The 1,988-nt window shown below is 55.7% G+C and carries 2 protein-coding genes; one reads left to right on the top strand and one right to left on the bottom strand.

Annotated features, from left to right (window positions below):
• Positions 1–687 (top strand): ABC transporter ATP-binding protein (locus H6F43_RS19755; protein ID WP_190344675.1); only part of this gene is annotated, 687 nt, incomplete at its 5' end.
• On the opposite strand, the gene H6F43_RS19750 is transcribed toward H6F43_RS19755, so the two are convergent.
• The coding region (locus H6F43_RS19750; RefSeq protein WP_242025785.1) for an ATP-binding protein at positions 684–1,988 on the bottom strand (1,305 nt) is incomplete at its 5' end. The two genes, H6F43_RS19755 and H6F43_RS19750, sit on opposite strands and share 4 nt — an antisense overlap.

Below are 1,988 nucleotides of genomic sequence, written 5' to 3'. Positions count from 1 at the left end.
TCCGGCGGACAGAAGCAGCGGGTGGCACTGGGGCGGGCAATGGCGCGGAATCCGCAGGTGTTTCTGATGGACGAGCCGCTGAGCAATTTGGATGCCAAGCTGCGGGCGGAAACGCGATCGCAGATCGTCAAACTGCAGCGGCAGTTGGGCACCACGACGATCTACGTAACGCACGACCAGACCGAGGCGATGACAATGGGCGATCGCATTGCGGTCATGAATGCTGGACAAATCCAGCAGATCGCTTCGCCGCTGGAGCTGTACAGCCGTCCTGTAAATCGGTTTGTGGCAGAGTTTATTGGGTCGCCGCCGATGAATTTTTTGCCTGTGCAGTTCAAAGCACCGCTGCTGATTACTCATCCGCAGTTTCGCCTAACGCTGCCGGAGTCGTGGGCGGCACCGCTTCAGCCCTACGATGGGCAAACCCTAACGCTGGGCATTCGACCGGAACACCTCAGCGTTAGCCTGCCCGCGACGAAGAATTTACCTGTGCAGGTAGAACTGGTCGAGGCGCTAGGCAGCGAAACGTATTTATCAGTGCGACTGATGGAAGCCACGAATACTCCCACGCTGCAAGCCAGGATTGAACCCGATCGTCCGGTTCGACTGGGTGAGCAGCTTTGGCTGTCGATCGTGCCAGACAAAATCCATTTGTTTGATTCGCAGACGGGAGTCGCGATCGTCTAAGCCGATGCCAGATCCTCGGTTAATTTCGCTTCCCCTGACGGCAGCCAAATTCGGAACGTGCTGCCTTTGCTGGGGGTGGACTGGAAAGAGATTGTGCCCCCGTGCAGTTCTGCCAATCGCTTTGTCAGGGCAAGTCCGAGTCCAGTGCCTTCGTGCTTACGAGTTAGCGACGAGTCGATCTGCTGAAACGGACGGAACAGCAGATGCCAGCGCTCCTTCGGAATGCCGATGCCGGAATCAATTACCTCTAGGCAAAGATAAGGCGTCGTCGGGTTGATTGGACTGTGGTCTGGACGAACATCCTGAGCCAGTTCATGTCCGTAAGCAATGCGTCCGCTCAGTTTGACTTGCCCACCCTCCTGAGTGAATTTAACGGCGTTTGAAAGCAGGTTAATCACCATCTGGCGCACGCGACGTTCATCCAGGGGAACGCGCAACTGGCGATCGTCTACCTCGATCGCCAACGACAGCCGCTTTTTCTCGGCTCCGGGTTGAATCATCTTCAAGCACTGCTCGCAAAGGTCCTGAATCGACACGGGTTGCAGATTCAGTTCTACCTTGCCTGCCTCAATTTTGGCGATGTCCAGCAGGTCGTTGATAATTTTCAGCAGGTGAATGGCGGCTTCGTCTGCCTGCTGAAGAAATTCCAGTTCCTCTTCGCGGCTGTCGCAGCAGTCATCTCGCACCAGCCGAACGCAGCCAATAATTGCGTTCAGCGGCGTCCGCAGTTCATGAGATGTAGTTGCTAAAAACTCGCTCTTAAGCTGATTGGCGGCTTGTGCCTCTTGCCACGCGGCTTCTAGCTCCTCTGCCCGATCTTCGAGGCGCTCCACCATGCTGTCCAAGGCTTCTGCAAGGTGGTTCAGCTCTCTGACTTTGAAGTTTTTGGGGGCTTGCTCGGCTGGGTGATGGTGGTAGATGTGCAGGGCGTAGTCGCTGAGTTGCTCCATTGGCAGCGCCAGATCCCGCGCCAGATACAGCGTGACTAAAAGATTTGCCGTCAGCAATCCCAGCGTCAGCACAATCAGAACTTGCTTAATTTCCTCTAGACCGTAGAGCGTGTTGCTGAGCGGTGTAATTGCCAACACTGCCCAGCTACGAGTCTCTCTAGGATTCACGGTCACATCGATCGACGTGTAGCCTGCCAGCCAATCGGCTCCCTGCTCCTCGAAGGAAAACAGGCGGAATTCTTCTTGTCTTGAAGCGATCGCGGTGGATAAAATCTCCTGCATGCGTGAGGCGTCGGCTTCCTGCTCAATGTTTCGTCCGAGGCGGTTTGCTTTTGGGTGCGCCAAAATCGT

Source organism: Leptolyngbya sp. FACHB-36 (genome assembly GCF_014695955.1).
Taxonomy (GTDB): domain Bacteria; phylum Cyanobacteriota; class Cyanobacteriia; order Leptolyngbyales; family Leptolyngbyaceae; genus FACHB-36.
Note: the sequence above shows the minus strand (reverse complement) of the source record. Positions and strands in the feature narration are given on the sequence as shown.